This is a genomic window from Alteromonas sp. G4i13, assembly GCF_054960505.1.
In genome coordinates this window covers 1-14,656 of the sequence record NZ_JBHNYX010000069.1, presented here as the reverse complement: position 1 = coordinate 14,656, position 14,656 = coordinate 1, and the positions used below count along the sequence as shown (strand labels likewise).

At 41.3% G+C, this 14,656-nt stretch carries 20 protein-coding genes; 3 read left to right on the top strand and 17 right to left on the bottom strand.

The genetic code is table 11. The features are described 5' to 3' along the window. Window positions 1-38 precede the first annotated feature (38 nt). The 17 genes from ACFI6J_RS20395 to ACFI6J_RS20315 all read right to left on the bottom strand — a co-directional run bounded on the left by ACFI6J_RS20395 (window position 39) and on the right by ACFI6J_RS20315 (window position 12,684). Complete coding sequence (locus tag ACFI6J_RS20395; RefSeq protein ID WP_156086403.1) at window positions 39-1,754, bottom strand: OFA family MFS transporter; 1,716 nt, start codon at window positions 1,752-1,754, stop codon at window positions 39-41. Window positions 1,755-2,021: 267 nt separating this feature from the next. After that, entirely contained in the window at window positions 2,022-2,624 is a 603-nt protein-coding gene (locus ACFI6J_RS20390; protein ID WP_232362836.1) for a DUF4328 domain-containing protein, read from the bottom strand. A gap of 211 nt (window positions 2,625-2,835) precedes the next feature. Further along, window positions 2,836-3,882, bottom strand: coding sequence for a DUF2157 domain-containing protein (locus ACFI6J_RS20385; protein WP_156086402.1), 1,047 nt, complete (start codon window positions 3,880-3,882; stop codon window positions 2,836-2,838). A gap of 78 nt (window positions 3,883-3,960) precedes the next feature. Then, entirely contained in the window at window positions 3,961-4,551 is a 591-nt protein-coding gene (locus ACFI6J_RS20380) for a hypothetical protein (protein WP_462558507.1), read from the bottom strand. 1 nt (window position 4,552) lies between these two features. Beyond that, window positions 4,553-4,810 (bottom strand): hypothetical protein, encoded by a 258-nt coding sequence (locus ACFI6J_RS20375; protein ID WP_156086401.1) that lies wholly within the window; start codon window positions 4,808-4,810, stop codon window positions 4,553-4,555. Between the two features lie 21 nt (window positions 4,811-4,831). Beyond that, entirely contained in the window at window positions 4,832-5,056 is a 225-nt protein-coding gene (locus tag ACFI6J_RS20370; RefSeq protein WP_156086400.1) for a hypothetical protein, read from the bottom strand. A gap of 14 nt (window positions 5,057-5,070) precedes the next feature. Continuing rightward, complete coding sequence (locus tag ACFI6J_RS20365) at window positions 5,071-5,475, bottom strand: MAPEG family protein (RefSeq protein ID WP_156086399.1); 405 nt, start codon at window positions 5,473-5,475, stop codon at window positions 5,071-5,073. A 24-nt stretch (window positions 5,476-5,499) separates the two neighbouring features. Beyond that, window positions 5,500-6,441 carry a hypothetical protein gene (locus ACFI6J_RS20360; protein WP_156086398.1) on the bottom strand — a complete coding sequence of 314 codons (942 nt, stop codon included), beginning with the start codon at window positions 6,439-6,441 and terminating at the stop codon, window positions 5,500-5,502. A 239-nt stretch (window positions 6,442-6,680) separates the two neighbouring features. Next, window positions 6,681-7,673 carry a hypothetical protein gene (locus tag ACFI6J_RS20355; protein WP_156086397.1) on the bottom strand — a complete coding sequence of 331 codons (993 nt, stop codon included), beginning with the start codon at window positions 7,671-7,673 and terminating at the stop codon, window positions 6,681-6,683. A 94-nt stretch (window positions 7,674-7,767) separates the two neighbouring features. Beyond that, complete coding sequence (locus ACFI6J_RS20350; RefSeq protein ID WP_061485830.1) at window positions 7,768-8,799, bottom strand: serine hydrolase domain-containing protein; 1,032 nt, start codon at window positions 8,797-8,799, stop codon at window positions 7,768-7,770. Between the two features lie 106 nt (window positions 8,800-8,905). Next, window positions 8,906-9,337 (bottom strand): nuclear transport factor 2-like protein, encoded by a 432-nt coding sequence (locus ACFI6J_RS20345; RefSeq protein WP_061485829.1) that lies wholly within the window; start codon window positions 9,335-9,337, stop codon window positions 8,906-8,908. Window positions 9,338-9,414: 77 nt separating this feature from the next. Continuing rightward, window positions 9,415-9,909 (bottom strand): AAA family ATPase, encoded by a 495-nt coding sequence (locus ACFI6J_RS20340; RefSeq protein WP_156086396.1) that lies wholly within the window; start codon window positions 9,907-9,909, stop codon window positions 9,415-9,417. Window positions 9,910-10,071: 162 nt separating this feature from the next. After that, window positions 10,072-10,323, bottom strand: coding sequence for a hypothetical protein (locus tag ACFI6J_RS20335; RefSeq protein ID WP_231506471.1), 252 nt, complete (start codon window positions 10,321-10,323; stop codon window positions 10,072-10,074). A gap of 35 nt (window positions 10,324-10,358) precedes the next feature. Further along, the gene (locus tag ACFI6J_RS20330) at window positions 10,359-10,724 is read right to left on the bottom strand and encodes a hypothetical protein (RefSeq protein WP_231506469.1); all 366 of its coding nucleotides are present in this window, start codon (window positions 10,722-10,724) and stop codon (window positions 10,359-10,361) included. Between the two features lie 177 nt (window positions 10,725-10,901). Next, window positions 10,902-11,081, bottom strand: a complete 180-nt coding sequence (locus tag ACFI6J_RS20325; RefSeq protein WP_231506468.1) for a hypothetical protein — start codon at window positions 11,079-11,081, stop codon at window positions 10,902-10,904. Between the two features lie 333 nt (window positions 11,082-11,414). Next, on the bottom strand, window positions 11,415-12,029 hold the full coding sequence (locus ACFI6J_RS20320) for a DUF6630 family protein (protein WP_231506467.1): 615 nt from the start codon (window positions 12,027-12,029) through the stop codon (window positions 11,415-11,417). Between the two features lie 202 nt (window positions 12,030-12,231). Continuing rightward, entirely contained in the window at window positions 12,232-12,684 is a 453-nt protein-coding gene (locus ACFI6J_RS20315; protein WP_156086395.1) for a hypothetical protein, read from the bottom strand. 215 nt (window positions 12,685-12,899) lie between these two features. Between ACFI6J_RS20315 and ACFI6J_RS20310 the strand changes: the two genes are divergently transcribed. The 3 genes from ACFI6J_RS20310 to ACFI6J_RS20300 all read left to right on the top strand — a co-directional run bounded on the left by ACFI6J_RS20310 (window position 12,900) and on the right by ACFI6J_RS20300 (window position 14,581). Next, a complete protein-coding gene (locus ACFI6J_RS20310; RefSeq protein ID WP_156086394.1) occupies window positions 12,900-13,877 on the top strand; it encodes a transposase in 978 nt (325 codons plus the stop codon). Between the two features lie 141 nt (window positions 13,878-14,018). Further along, window positions 14,019-14,264 (top strand): type II toxin-antitoxin system CcdA family antitoxin, encoded by a 246-nt coding sequence (locus tag ACFI6J_RS20305; protein WP_156086393.1) that lies wholly within the window; start codon window positions 14,019-14,021, stop codon window positions 14,262-14,264. Then, window positions 14,264-14,581, top strand: a complete 318-nt coding sequence (locus ACFI6J_RS20300) for a CcdB family protein (protein WP_156086392.1) — start codon at window positions 14,264-14,266, stop codon at window positions 14,579-14,581. Before ACFI6J_RS20305 ends, ACFI6J_RS20300 begins: the two co-directional genes overlap by 1 nt. Window positions 14,582-14,656: the final 75 nt, after the last annotated feature.

Below are 14,656 nucleotides of genomic sequence, written 5' to 3'. Positions count from 1 at the left end.
AAATACCCGCTATAAAGCGGGTATTCTCGATTGGTAAATTAGCTTGCTCGCGCGGGCTCCAGTTCGGGGTGCGTGTTCTCTACGTGATGCTTCTCTCGTACAGGTTTTACAAGTAAGTTAGCAATAAATGCCAATACCAATAAGCCAGCCATTGCATACATAGTGGTATTGTAGAGCGTAGAGGTTGGGTCTACCGTTCCGGCTGGCGCAATTTCCAGCAAGCGTGCAACCGTTACCGTTTTTGCTTCTACCAATTTTTGCAAGTCAGTCATTGGCGCACCGAACTTACTTGCAAACGCGGCAGGGTCGACTTTTGCCGCTAAATCGGCAATTGCATTCTCTACTGACATATTGCGCAAATAAGTAATAGCGAATGGCCCTAATACGCCGGCAGTAGACCATGCTGTTAGCAATCGGCCGTGAATGCCGCCTACATGTAAGGTACCAAACAAATCTGCCAAGTATGCAGGAATAGTTGCAAAGCCACCGCCATACATTGTGAAAATTATCATTGTTGCAATGTAGAACCCAATTAACGCGGTGGTGTTCCCCATTCCAGCCCAGAATGGGATAGACAAGTAAAGCAGCGTACCTATTACGAAAAAGCAGTGGTAGGTATTCTTTCTGCCAATGTAGTCAGACGTAGAAGCCCAGAAGAAACGCCCTACCATGTTAAATACCGAGATCATCAATACATAGGTACCCGCAAAACCTGCGGTAACAATGGCTAAGTTTCCAAAGATCTCATTGATCATGGTCTTGGCTACACCAATAACGCCAATACCCGCGGTGACATTGAAACATAATACTATCCAAAGCAACCAAAATTGAGGTGTTTTAAGGGCTTGATCAATATGGACGTGATTTTTCGATACCATTCCTTTCGATGATGCTTCAGGTTTAGGCTGCCAACCTTCTGGTTTCCACCCCTCTTTCGGTACGCGATACTGGAAAGACGCAAACATCATTACAATAAAATAAGCGATACCAAGGGTAAGGAAAGTCGATGCCGCACCAGTTTCGCCCGTACCAACGACATAAACACCGGCTTCGCCACCGAACGAGGCCGCTTGATTTGCAGAGGCAATAACCACTTCTACTTTTCCTGCTGCCGTCTCTGCAAAACGACGCCCTTCTTCGGTAACCAGCGCAACCATGTTTTCTGCACCTAAGTATTCTGGCGCTCTTTGAAAGGTTTCAAGCAGTGCACTAATAAGCGGAGCGCCTATCATTGCACCTCCACCAAAACCCATAATTGCGAGGCCTGTCGCCATACCTCGTCGATCGGGAAACCACCGTATGAGTGTTGAGACCGGTGATACATAACCGAGCCCAAGCCCGAAGCCGCCGAGTACGCCGTAGCCCAAGTACAGCAGCCAAAGTTGATGGGTAGAGATACCTATCGAACCAACAATAAAACCACCGCCCCACAAGAAAGCCGCAACCACGCCTACAAAACGAGGCCCTACTTTCTCTAGCCATTTACCCGCAAATGCGGCAGCTAAACCAAGGCAAACAATAGCCACTGAGAAGATCCAAACAACCGAAGATAAACTCCAATCGTTAGCAGAAGACGCAACAACGCCCAAGTCTCGAGTTAGCGGCGTGTTGAAAACTGACCACGCATAAACAGACCCGATACAAAGGTGGATTGCGATAGATGCTGGCGGAACCCGCCAGCGGTTATAGCCATCTGGTGCGACAATGTTTTCTTTGCGTAAGAAAGCAAGCGCCCCCGTTCCTGAAGTTGACATACATTTTTCCCCTACATGTATTGTGCGCGTTTCTATGCCGCTTTATTACTGGGGGTGTATGGCTCCCATTATTGTATTAAATCAAAGGTATAGAAACGAAGATGTGTACGTAAGCCAGCGTTATCCTGACCTTTTGTTATACTTAAGTATAACGACACTGTCGCGCAACTTAATTTTTACTTAACGTTTACATATAGAGTAAGACTTTAGTCTTATAAAGACAGTTGCTCTACCTTTGTGGCAGAGCAACAAGCGAAATGGATACTACTATTTTGCGGGTTGTAAATCTGAATCTTCTGCAGTTTCTGCTTTTTCCACGTCACCTTCAATCTGTGCTTTTTGCATGTTAGAGATGTTGTTAATCAATAACCAAGTAACTATGGCTAGTGGAATGGATAGGACCTCAGAAACCTGCGAAACCAGATTAACATTCATTATTTCGGAGATTTCTTGTGCCCTTCTGGACATACGAAAAACGACCTGTCCAACCACACTGTTGGCGATCCAGAAAAACCACCATATGCCTAAAATAGGGCCTGCTTTTTCTAACTGCCAATTGTTAGGGTTTTGGCTGGCTTGCCAAATCTCTTTCATCGCTTGATAAGGTTTCCATAACGACACAATAGGAATGAAATAGAAACCTATCGACCAAGCAGGTGTAAACGTCATATCTTTAGCGCCTAAATAACGCGCATTTTGGTTTGACTGATAAATCCATTTAAGAATTAAGATGCCGGAAATGATAAACACCGCCAAATACGAAAAAGCAATTATCTGCTGCCTTTTGTCATTGGACTCAGCGTCTGCAACGGCCATTTCTTGATTGAAATAAACGCCATTTTGAAAATCTGTTAGAAGTTGATACTCCATTAAGTTGGAACCAATGGCTATAAGCGCTAAAGCCACCTGTACGTACAATAAATACTTTATCCACGTAGTGAGGCGACCAGGCTCCTTAAATTCTACGTTATTTTCCGACATCTCCATTTACCTCTTTCCCCTTACTACTGCGTAAGCGTTATCTTTTGTTAATTGTTATCTGTATTGAGTTAGTTACTGGTTTATTTACTGCCTAGGTGAACTAAGCTTTATTAGCTAATAGTTCCTGTAGCGCTTTCGGCAGTATCGCTTGCGCACTCTTTGTTATGCGAGCCTCATTCTTTTGCCACCAAATTCCCGAATATACGACGCCTAAACCGATCGCTGATAGCGCTACAGGGAAAAGCCAACTATCTTCAAAAACGGTAGAAGCAAGATGACCTAAATATAAACAGCATCCCAAAGCACCAAATATGACAAAGACACGTCGAACCAACAGAGCACCAGCGCCAATCATGGCAAGGTTTATACAGAAATAGACAAATTTAGACAGTTCGCTGTCTGAATCTTGGCTGGTAAGGCCGCCCCAAAACGCTAAAACACCGAAAAGATAAAGCCAAAACGCGTAATCTGCTGTGTTTCGTGCTCTGATGTCCACCCAGAACGCCAATAGCGTCATCAACGCGCCAAAGTACATCGACACAAGTGCTCGGAATTGCCACGTGTAGCTGTTCCATAAGTCCTCATGGTCAATAACGAGCATCACAGCGTCCATACTGATATACCAGAGCGTTACCGCAATCGGCATTATTAAGAACGGGTATTTATATCGCCATGCTACGACAAGTCCAGTTACTAGCGTTCCAAGTTCCATATATAACCATAGCCATTTAATGCGGTGGTGAAACTGGCGAAAAACCGTATTGTCGTCGGGCCATAGCCCTAGCCATTGCTCCGCACCGTAGATAGCAATTGGCGTTAAACAAACTACGAACGTGGCACAGATCCCTGCTGGTATTATTAAATGCTTACGCGCAAAGGAATTGGCAAGCTTTGAGCCCACGCCAGCATAAAGCATAGAGATAAACACGATGCCGGCACCACCAAATTGCTCCCAGCCTAAATTCATAAATAGAGTCATGGCGCCAATTGCAATAAGGCCACCTAAGTAGTACAGAATATGGGTGAAGGTAAAAGAGGGAGTATGCTGATTTTCTTCTTGAAAGAAATTGTACAGAGCAATGCCCTGTTGCTCGGAGATGATATTGTTAGCTACTGCTTTTTGAATACTGGCTTTAGATACTTCCATGTACTTCTCTAAATAAGCTTGAAGAGCTGAAGATTATTACTTTACTTTGTTATGGGTAAAAAGCCAGCCTAATAGAAGTTACTCGCTTCCTTTCTCGATATCTAGTTCCGCTCTATCGATTAGCGTAAAATAGTCTTCATCAGCGTAAAGCTTTAAAAAGATAGACATTGTGATGCTTGTCATGTCATTTGCCGCCTCTTTAAACCCAGTATTAACGTGAAGATCAAAGCCCGTTGGCGATGCAGAATCCATGAACTCTTGAAGTTCAGTGAATTCTTTTATTGCGTCGGCACTTAACCCTAAAATATACTCAGTTCGCGCTGGCGTTTTACTCAGCCATCCTGACTCGGCCGGCAGTGTTTTTTCTGAAATAACCTCAAGATTATACTTAAAACTTCTTTCTTGCTCTGAGGAGCTAACACCCAAAGTAAGCCAGGTGCTTTCTGGCTTTATTTCGGCAGGCTTGTCTAAGTAAATCTTCGTAAGTAAATGATTGGGGTCAAGTTCAACAAATTTCTCCTCATCAAATGAGCGAAACTCAAGCATTGTTGCAATAGGTATATTGGCGCAACTAACTACAAGCAAAGTTAATGAAACAACCAGTAATTTTTTGATACTTAACAACAGCGGCTTCCCTTCATTGGTTATTACAAGACATGTTCTAGCCATTCTATACAGCTTTCGTCGTTTCTTTTGCAAAAGCTTTTTCAGATTTATTCCACGTTAAGTGACCAAAAGCGAGCCCCGCAATGGGAAAGATGATCATCGCAATGGCGAGTTTCCCCCAGACATTTTCGGAAGGCTCGATAAACGCCATAAGTAATGACCATAATAAACCGGTAGAGACTCCCCAGCCTAAAACGCCATAAACTAGAACGAAGCGCTGCTTTCCTTTTTCTCTTATGCTCGCCCACTTTTCTAATTTCATCGCAGATATCCTTTTTCAATACTAAGCAATCATCGCAAGACAGACAAAAACCACCACAAAGCTTAGAAAACCAACAGCAACGGTCCTTCCCTCATCACGACCTGCTCTTGGGTACTTGCCGAAGGTTAGCAATTTAATCACCACATGGCCCGTGCCCTTCAAAACGAATTCCATAAAAGCGTCTATGATAGTCCACTTTATTACTCGAAGTATAAAGCGGCCCAGCGGTTCAAATACTTCTTCCATAACCTTTACGCTCTTTAAACTAAAACCTGTTCTATAAAAAGCAACAACCACATTGCAAGAACGGCAACGAAGTTGATAGTAAACACCAAACCACGCAATCTAATATTGTCTGTAAATATTTGTACAAGACTATGCAGCACCCTGCCAATAACAAATACCCACGCAAGGGAGACTTGTGAATTGCTAATTGGCTCACCTAAGGTAATTAGCAAGGCGCAAACAGCGTGAAAAAATAACGGCCATTCAAACTGATTGCTCAGATTCGCACTTACTTTAGGCTGTATATCAGCAAACGGGTTTGAACCATCTTTGTTTTTCCCTACTCCCCATACCGAAGGCGCGCGAGCTAGCGTGAGAAATACGTAGAGCAATGCACAAAGAAAAATGTGCATAAACATAGGGGTTATTAAATTAGACATCTTGGCTTAATTATCTCGTTGTTATCAAATTTCGTCAGCTATCAACGCTTGCTCGTTGGGGTAATCAACTATGAGTCTTAAGTACTGAAGCGCTGAACCTCCTAGTGCGCCATCAATGCGCCTATCCATCATCGAAGACATAAATTGGTGGAAACTGCTGTCTGGTCTTCTTGTGAACCAAACTGGGCCAACGGTTTTATTGCCAATTTTTATATACGGAATACGAATCATGGGTTGATGAGAAAAATCACAGGCATCCTCAATCACTAACCATTCCGGGTGAGACTTAACCCATTCATCGAATATTGAAGCGACAATGAAAGAAGTCGCAACCTGACCACCTTTTAGCCCTCCTTTTTCCATCGCTTCTGTCGATGGCCATGCCGAAGCACCTGAATCTAATAACATCGGAATCCTTGTGTCATTAACTGAGATGTCGATACTTGGAAAAGCCATTGTATAGCTTCCATCCATGCCCTTTTGAAATCCCAAAGGAACCGTCGAAAACTCAGTTGATGTAGGAGTTTCATCTAGCACTTCTATTTTTTTCTCAGAGTAATTAAAATCTATTATTTTTTCAGCATGCCACCGTCCGCCTAGCGTTCCGTCGCTTTTCGTGGTCGAGCTAAATTCTTCGGATGGTACTACTTGTAATTTTCCAGCCCACCAATTATTCAATCCCGCCAAGGGAATTGACGCTTCTGGATCAAACGGAGGCATATCGGTAACCTCAATAACCCCATTTTCAGATTCTTTTTGACTTATCTCCCAACCATATTTTTCGCTAAGCTCCCGTGAGATCGCATTCCAACCACCACCAGTATCAGTAAAAAATGTCAGGGTAGTTCCGTCCGCGAGCTTAGGTTTTAGGTAAATTAAGTTATTCTTAAATTCGCTGGATAATTCTTTAGAAAAACAAATAAAAGGGATTGATAAGATCAAAAACGATACTAAATGCTTCTTCATTGGCCTTCCTTTGGCGTTGTTTTTTATTTTTTCTTGGGCAAAAAAGTAAATTCTTCTAGAACAACATAATGTCTTTGAACGCAATATTTAACATCAATAAAACAACCGAAGCGGTTCCTAAGGCCTTTTGCATATTAAGTAATTTAATTTCGGGTTGGGGTCTAGATTTAAAAGCCTCAGTAGTATAACTCACAACCTCTTTCAGACCTTATTCATTAAGTAACAAGATATTATTGATGTTATTTAGCACCTTGTATCTGCTTGACACTGCTTATAAACACTTCTGGCGAGTCAACGCCCAAATATATCGTATGCTTACCATTAATTGGTGCATACAGTTTTATGCCTACATTCGGTACGCCGGAATAGTTGAAACGTTTGACACCAGAAGCACGCCCTACAAACCTTGAGTGAGCCTCGATTTTATCTATGTTAGATACGGGAATATGAAGTGATGGATATAGCCCATAACGAACTATTATTTTGTTTCTATCAATCGAAATTGGGCGCTTAGCTACCGCTTTATACTCAGCAAAGAAAAACACTAATCCGAATAACGTAAGTCCGGTTACAACATTTGCTGCAGAACTAGACCAGGTAAAATGGAGCACTAGATGCATAAGCGGAAGTTCCATAATCATTAATGCTATAAAGCCGAGAAGATTACTTTGAGCACCGTCTTTTTTGTCGTAGTAGAAATGCTGAGTTCCGTTATAGGCTCTACTTTTTATATGCGACGAAAAGAAAGCAAAAGCCCACATACGACTTTCGAATTGAAGTAAGTTAGAAAAAACTGAGCGTCCGAAGACTCTCTCTATGGGTTTCTGAAGTGCTACATCCGGATCTTCATTTTTCGCGAGTAAAGCTTTAAATGCCAACAAGACAGTGATGAATGTTGAAAATTCCAACAGAAGAATGGTTGCCAAAACCACGTAACGACCACCTTCAAGGTAATGGAAAATTACTTTATTCTGTTCTGGGATTATTACACTGCCAATAAAGATAGCGGTACAACACAAAATTGCTGCTTTCAAACTCGCTTTTTGCTTATTTTTTTCAACGAAAAGACATAACACCGGTAAAACTATTAAGGCGTCGAGCATAAAGAGCCACTCAAAATTCGCCGCGCCCATATTATTTATTTCGCTAGGTGACGAATAATATATCCCCCACCCCACAGAAATAAGAAGCAAATAAAGGAGAGGAACTTGATTTGTAATTTTTGAAATCATTTATAATTCCTTAGTTAGGCGGTTATTTACTTTGCTCATGTTTCCAAAATTAAACACGCCCCAATTTATAGAGACGCCTCACCAAGCTCACTATCTATTCGTTTTCTGCTTTTCTTAGTATTTTAAAAATTCGGCTAATTGTGATTTCAGACAAGTTCCATTCGTAACCGTCAAAGTCAGTGGTATTGATAAATTGGACGACCACGGTATCGAGGTCTTTGTCATATTCTGCAAGGCTCTGGTAACCGATAACCAAGCCTCCATGTCCGAACACATAAGGGTAAAGTTCCGCTTCGCCTTCATTGAAAATAGCGCCGTTGTTTAGCGCTCGTAAGAACTTACCCACATCTTCTGCTGTCGCTAGCATACCGTAGTCGCGCGCCTTAACATCTTCCTTGTAACCAACGTAATAGCCGCTCATCACGTCGTCCATATTAACTTCGCTCAATGAAAAATAGGTGTTGCTCAATTCAGGCGGAAGCAAAACGTTTTGCTTAAGGTACTCGTGGTGACTGTACCCCAAAACCTTATCCATAATCTTGCGAAGCAACAGATAGTTCGTGTTGGAGTACTCATACCCATCACCTGGCTCAAAACTCGCCGGAAGATCTAGCGCAAAGTCGAGCGCTCGCTTGCTGTTTTCCGGTTCGTTTTCCCAGTAGGCAGCATTATCAGTAAAGTTAGGGATTCCTGACTTATGCTGCACCATCATTTTAAGCGTTATTTTTTCTGAATGCTCAATTCTGTCTTTGAGTTCGGGTAAATGATCAACGAGTAAATCGTCTAGGGATAGTCGCTGTTCTCGCGCCATTTTGGTGATAGCCACAGCAATGTACAACTTACTGATACTGGCAATTTTAAATAAAGAGTCGGGGGCAGCGGGTATTTTGTTATCTCTATCTTTCCAGCCTGCTGTGTAAAAAGCTGGAGGTTTTCCCGCCTGATCCACGTAAACAATCATGCCGTCAAAGCCATGGCTAATTGCCTCATCAACTTGTTCTTGTACTGTGTGTGGCAAAGGTAGGATCCAGGCTTTAACCAATATCCACGGAACGAAAAACAAGGAAACAATAGTACTGACTAGCAGAAGAAGCCTGATAATGGCTGTTCTTCGGTTCTTCGTCATTTTACCCTGCCCTTAAAGATCATCTTGTAACACTATCATTAGGTGTACGCAAACTTATTGCAACCGAAAATACAATTGTTACCTAAACGGCTATCGAAAATGAAACTTACTCATGGTACTTTCGAATTACAGCAATCTTACCGTTCTCTATTTCTAGTACTTCCATCATTACTTGACTGTATTCAATAGGCTGGTTGTTTTGCGGATGCACGCCCTTGGCATAATTCTTATACCTGATAGCAATAGCAGAATGATTAAATGTAAAAACATCTAACAGCTCAGCACTGTATTCTGTATGTGCGCCTAAATAGAACGTCATGCCCTCTCTCATTTGCTCCTTACCGTCAGGTAATCGCGTATCGTCTATCACCCATGGCAAATGTGAATGACCAACATCATCCGCGAGCAAATTTAAGTGATTTTCAAGCTCAACTTTTGTCGCGCCAGGGGCCTGAGTAGCAACCATTGTGTCGAAGTACTGTTGGGCAAGCTGCTTAAGATCTAATTTAATATCTTCAGCCGATACCGTAGCTGACACTAGAAGTGATAATGCAAGAAGTAGATTTTTTTCACTAGAAACTCCGTTTCACCTATTTCATATATTAACGAATTTGCCTAACTTGTCTCGGTTGGGACATTTTGCGTAATCATCTTTTTATGACCATGGTAGCTATCATAAAACTGCTTATGTGCCGCATAAGAAAATGTATCGTTTCTTTCTGAATATTGCCCAATCCAGTAAATAAGCATTGCTAAGTTGTCATCTTGGGCTTGCTTTGTTTTGTATTTATGGGGCTCCCAAGGTCTCGCCTTTGCGTTTGAAATGCAGGTTTCAATGGATAAGTTCATAAATATAATTTCAGTAGACTGCTGTTCTACAGTTTTTAGTAAGTCTGTATAGCAGCCTTCAATTACCCATTTGTCGTTAGAAGAAATAAAAGCCTTTATCTCTTCTTCAGACTCATCAATAGGCTTTCGCTCAGGAGTGCTAGTAGGTTTCCACGCTAATGTATCTAGATCTAAATGAGCCAAACCTTGTGTTTTGCATAAATGCTGTGCCAGCGTAGATTTTCCAGAACCAGAGTTTCCAAATATTAGAATTTTTGCCAAAACCACCCTCCTTAAATCAACTAATAAAATGCTGAACTAACAATGCGTTTTAAAGGACCTGTAACAGTCCACCGAAACGTAGCCAGAAACTACCAAAAGGCCATTAAAAGTGCACTAGCGCTTAAAGTTTTAACTGTGAAGAACCCCAACCGCGTTAACTTGTTAAGTGCGATGTAAATAATTATTAAGCTCATCGACTAACTCGAGTGCTTCGCTTTTCGTTAAGTAAGGTACTTTTATCGTTCTGGCCCAAAAGAAACTTTTACCTGTTTTAAAACTCACTTCTGAAAAAGGCATAGCCAATAACGTGTTATCGTTTCGGTTTGGGATGGGAGTTAAAAACTCTACGTCTCGATACAATGTTTCACTGTCTGGCGCTTTAACCTCACCTTTCACTTTTGCAGCAGCTATCAAGCCACACCATTTGTGGGAAAATAAAACAATGTCGCCTATATGAACATGGTGAACAAACCTTTTGGCGTCTCCAGACGACTATTATCCATCATCGACCAAATAGAGTCCTCATTCCAACTGCGATTTGTATCAAATAATACACCTTTTACATCACTTGGGTTTTTGTGCTTATCATAGGGAAGCGCAAAGAACTCAAAGTACTTTTCGCCAGCAAGTTCATAAATTCTATAGGGCAAGAAATCGATGGATATACCACTTTTCTTCCAGTAGTCGACGGAAGATATTAATGAGTCATCCGCTGCACTGCCGATAACTAATAAGTGCTGTTTATTATTAATTTCTTTAGGCTCTAATTGGTGCTTAAGACTAAAAGCCTCTCTGTGTGCTTCAACTAGCGACATGTCGCCTTTGCTATATTCTTTGAACTTATTTTCTAATTTTTGATAGCTCCATTGACCAGCATCTTGCGCATATCTCAGCGCTTGATGAACAGCATCTTTCCCGGCAGATGCACGCTTTAGCTCGAATATAACTAATTCGCCACTTTCATTCAGTGCATATATGTCAGCTTCTGCCTGCTATTGTCGTTCTTGAAACACCGGCATCAATCTAGCGTCTTCAAATAAGACGTCTAAAATACTGTTCGCAATTAAGTTTTCTAGATCTTTCTCTAATTTTCCAAAGCTAGAAAAGTCTTTGAACTCTACGGGTTCCAACTTTTCAAATACTTCTGCTTGTTCTTCTATTTTGTAGAGCATGCTTTGCATTCCTTTAAGTGAATAACAGGTAACAGCTTTGATACAGCCTTTTGCGGCTGCATCAAAGCTGCGATGTTAATTGACTTGTTGTATCTTACTTAACAGCCACTTGATAACTTCAGTTTTACCTACAGGAGAGTAGCGACTTAAATGAGGTAGGCCTTTATGCTTCATTACTACTATAGAGAACGCTTCCTGGTTCCTCTAGATATTCAGAAAGCGCTTGTTTAGCAATAATAGGTATCTCATTTTTGGTCATTTTTGCCTCGAAAAAAAATAGAAAAGTTTAAGCAGTACAAAAAAGCTATCGCAGCACGTTCTTCTTCGCTCCAACTAACTAGTCACACGGTTATCGTATGTCTTTATATTCAATTTTAGTTGCTGCGAATATGTTTTGAGTTTTGCCGCGTTGCCACTTGGTATTAAAGACAAGACGAACGTGTCTGATCCATCGTCAATGCCAATAATTTCTAACCCCATGCTTTTTGCACAGGTTGAGAATAAAAAGCCAGATTCACTAGATTCTAAGTAGTAAGATATATTGAACTGAGTTTGCATCATATCGTCCGCCAGCTGGCTCGATATGCTGCAAGTAGAAAGTGCATTTTTAGATAAATCGTTTAATAAATCGAAGACATGTTGCGCATCCTCTCTCCAATCTACAATCACTACACGGTTGATGCTTTTTAGACCTTCTATAATTACAAATGTAAGGTCAAATGAATTTTCAAAGGCTCCATCAAATCCGCTTTCTTCTAGTCCGTCTTTGTGTTTTAGTTTGTATGCATTCTTATCAGAAAGGTAAAGTTTAACGTCATTTACAACGGTTTGATTTCCATTGCCGATTATCTTCGCTAATGCAATTTCTGGGGAGTGGTTTTTCGGCTGATTTTCATTACAGCCTATAACAACAAGAGCAGTTATAACTATCAGTAATCTCTTCATCATTCCTTGATTCCAACTTGGTTTTATCCACTACAGTGGGCTTCCATATATAGCGGATACCGACGTAAAAATAACGAGTTAGACAGACCCATAATGTAGACCCTTTTAGACAAAGATGCCTGTCTCATTTTGTCCTGTGTCTTGCTTAGTCCTCGCTGGCACAACAGAGCCAGCGTTTAGTTTCTAGAATTCAAAGACTTTCAGATTATTGACGAGAACAAGTAGTTTTAGAGCCCCCATTTTTAGTTAATAAAACCCTTTCATCCAACTGTATGATTTCTGAACCCGTGGCGGTTCCAATAAAGGCTTCTTTCAATTGTTGAGGAAATTGTTCAGGTGGTAAATTGCGTCCATCTACAATAAAACGGGTAATAGTAAGCTTAGTAAATGACTCAAGTAATTCGTTTTTATTGAGCTCCCAAGTGCCTTGAGCTATAACATCGAATTCAACCTCTGTACCCGACTCTTTCATACTCATTTCAAGCATCACGTTTGAGCTGCCATTACTTACATACTCCACACTCCCCGTGAACTTGACGCCATCGTCTTGTCCATTACATTCCCAATGGCCTTTTAATAATTCCTGCTGACTTTTCGAGCAGCCTGCTAACATAATTAAACAAGCCATAAAAAAAGCGTTAGTCTTGCAAAGTGTCATAGTAATATCCTTTTATTGGTGTTCTGACAGATCAGTAATAATTATGGCAGCTTAAAAAGACTTTATTGAATTTTTTTGGCGCAAGAGAGTGAGTACAACAACGTAAGCAAGACAGACATAATTCGAAAACACCCAAACTGTCCCTTCGTACACTTTCTTTAATCTAAATATCCATCCAAACTGCTAATCGAGTTAATCAGAGTCGGACAGTCGCAATGCCTAAAGCCCGAAAGTCTCAAATTAGTTTATCGGATACGCCCTATTACCACTGTGTTTCCCGCTGCGTTCGTCGTGCTTTCCTATGTGGCGAGGAAAACGGTAGAAGCTTTGAGCATCGTCGCCAATGGGTAGAAGACCGTATTCATATTTTAAGTGAGGTTTTTGCCATCGATGTATGCGCTTATGCGGTAATGAGTAATCATACGCATCTGGTATTACACGTAAACAAAGAGAAAGCAGACGCACTGAGTACAGAAGACGTGATTCAACGTTGGCATAAACTGTACAAAGGCACATTAATCTCACAGCGCTACTTATCACCAGATTTACGTAAAGAATTACATGAAACCCAAATTAAAACGGTTGAGTTAACGGCTGAAGTATGGCGTAAAAGGCTATTCGATATCAGTTGGTTTATGCGTGCACTGAATGAATACATTGCCAGGGCCGCAAATAAAGAGGACGACTGTACTGGTCATTTTTGGGAAGGACGGTTTAAGTCACAAGCGCTATTAGATGAGTCAGCCCTTGCCGCCTGTATGGCTTATGTTGATTTAAACCCAATACGAGCAAAGATGGCCAAAACTCCTGAAACATCAGACCATACCAGTATTAAATACCGTATTAACGCAGCCAGGCTGGGCAAAACACCTAAAAGACTTATGCCTTTTGTAGGCAATCCAAGACAAGAGATGCCACACGGTTTACCTTTTACTCTTCCAGACTACTTACAGCTTGTAGATATAACCAGCCGATATATTCACCCAAACAAGCGTGGCAAGGTTCAACATAACCTACCCCCTATTTTAGAGCGTCTCAATATTGAACACGAACATTGGATAACATTAACCACGCAATTTGAAACCTGCTTTAAGCACGCCGCCGGCAAAGTAATTCACCTAGAGCAATACGCGCAGAATCAACATCAGCAACGGGTTCAGTGCCGACACAGTGCGATGCGATTACTCGGTTAATTTTGCAGTTTAATTGAGAGTAAGACCGGCACTATATGTATACATCTCTACATAACAATTCCGGGCTTGTTAAGAACCTATTTTTTGCAATGCGCATCCCTATGCGTATACTTAATATGTAGAACAATTTGGAGTGATAGCATGCAAGATTTATATGACATCCATGCCCCAAAAAAAGCGACTAATTTAAGCTTAAACAGCGATTTATTGCAAAAAGCTAGAGACTTAAAAGTTAACCTGTCTGCAACCTTAGAACAGGCACTTAAAGACAAGTTGAAAAGTGTTGAAGATGAAAGGTGGAAAAAAGAAAACAAAGCTGCCATAGCTGCGTACAACGAGTTTGTTGCTGAGAACGGCAGTATAGGTGATGAGTACAGGAACTTCTAATGGCACAGTTTGATGTTTACAGAAACCCAAGCTCAAAAACTAATAAAGCTTACCCCTTTCTTGTAGATGTTCAAAACTCTGTAATTGACCAATTAGCAACAAGGTTAGTTGTACCGCTGACAAAGAATACGACTAGAAATAATCTTTATATGAAAAATCTTACGCCGGAGATAGAATTCGAAGGCGAGACATACCTATTCCTGACTCAACAACTGAGTTCCATACCCGAAGATGTGCTACAGGACTGCACCGGTTCTTTAGCGCAATCCCGCGAATTGCTAATAGATGCAATAGACTTTGCTATTACTGGAATATAGCCTTTCTATAAGAGATTCTGACAGGTGGGCATAACGACGTAATGTCGCTAGAAAAGTAAAGCGATGAGCTAGTAC

Coding starts and splice junctions, on each gene's coding strand:
- ACFI6J_RS20395 (WP_156086403.1), bottom strand. CDS start 1,754: ATGTCAACTTCAGGAACGGGGGCGCTTGCTTTCTTACGCAAAGAAAAC.
- ACFI6J_RS20390 (WP_232362836.1), bottom strand. CDS start 2,624: ATGGAGTATCAACTTCTAACAGATTTTCAAAATGGCGTTTATTTCAAT.
- ACFI6J_RS20385 (WP_156086402.1), bottom strand. CDS start 3,882: ATGGAAGTATCTAAAGCCAGTATTCAAAAAGCAGTAGCTAACAATATC.
- ACFI6J_RS20380 (WP_462558507.1), bottom strand. CDS start 4,551: ATGGCTAGAACATGTCTTGTAATAACCAATGAAGGGAAGCCGCTGTTG.
- ACFI6J_RS20375 (WP_156086401.1), bottom strand. CDS start 4,810: ATGAAATTAGAAAAGTGGGCGAGCATAAGAGAAAAAGGAAAGCAGCGC.
- ACFI6J_RS20370 (WP_156086400.1), bottom strand. CDS start 5,056: ATGGAAGAAGTATTTGAACCGCTGGGCCGCTTTATACTTCGAGTAATA.
- ACFI6J_RS20365 (WP_156086399.1), bottom strand. CDS start 5,475: ATGTCTAATTTAATAACCCCTATGTTTATGCACATTTTTCTTTGTGCA.
- ACFI6J_RS20360 (WP_156086398.1), bottom strand. CDS start 6,441: ATGAAGAAGCATTTAGTATCGTTTTTGATCTTATCAATCCCTTTTATT.
- ACFI6J_RS20355 (WP_156086397.1), bottom strand. CDS start 7,673: ATGATTTCAAAAATTACAAATCAAGTTCCTCTCCTTTATTTGCTTCTT.
- ACFI6J_RS20350 (WP_061485830.1), bottom strand. CDS start 8,799: ATGACGAAGAACCGAAGAACAGCCATTATCAGGCTTCTTCTGCTAGTC.
- ACFI6J_RS20330 (WP_231506469.1), bottom strand. CDS start 10,724: ATGTCGCTAGTTGAAGCACACAGAGAGGCTTTTAGTCTTAAGCACCAA.
- ACFI6J_RS20325 (WP_231506468.1), bottom strand. CDS start 11,081: ATGCTCTACAAAATAGAAGAACAAGCAGAAGTATTTGAAAAGTTGGAA.
- ACFI6J_RS20320 (WP_231506467.1), bottom strand. CDS start 12,029: ATGATGAAGAGATTACTGATAGTTATAACTGCTCTTGTTGTTATAGGC.
- ACFI6J_RS20315 (WP_156086395.1), bottom strand. CDS start 12,684: ATGACACTTTGCAAGACTAACGCTTTTTTTATGGCTTGTTTAATTATG.
- ACFI6J_RS20310 (WP_156086394.1), top strand. CDS start 12,900: ATGCCTAAAGCCCGAAAGTCTCAAATTAGTTTATCGGATACGCCCTAT.
- ACFI6J_RS20305 (WP_156086393.1), top strand. CDS start 14,019: ATGCAAGATTTATATGACATCCATGCCCCAAAAAAAGCGACTAATTTA.
- ACFI6J_RS20300 (WP_156086392.1), top strand. CDS start 14,264: ATGGCACAGTTTGATGTTTACAGAAACCCAAGCTCAAAAACTAATAAA.